The 213-nt window shown below is 74.2% G+C and carries 1 protein-coding gene; it reads right to left on the minus strand.

Annotated features, from left to right (window positions below; translation table 11 throughout):
* On the minus strand, positions 1-213 hold a 213-nt coding region (locus tag F0L68_RS41305; RefSeq protein ID WP_149855363.1), incomplete at both ends, for a hypothetical protein.

Raw genomic sequence — 213 nt, forward strand, 5'->3', positions numbered from 1 at the left:
AGGTTGGACTTGAGCGACCCGAGCCACAGCGGCGTGCCCGGCGCGCGGTCCTGGCCGTAGGTGGCGAGCAGCGCCTGCGCCTCGACGGGGTCGCCCAGTTTGGTGCCGGCGCCGTGCGCCTCGACGACGTCGACGGCCGAGGTGGGCAGGCCGGCGTTGGCCAGTGCCTGCCGGATGACTCGTTGCTGGGACAGGCCGTTGGGCGCGGTCAGG

The sequence above is a fragment of the Solihabitans fulvus genome (assembly GCF_008386585.1).
GTDB classification, from domain to species: domain Bacteria; phylum Actinomycetota; class Actinomycetes; order Mycobacteriales; family Pseudonocardiaceae; genus Solihabitans; species Solihabitans fulvus.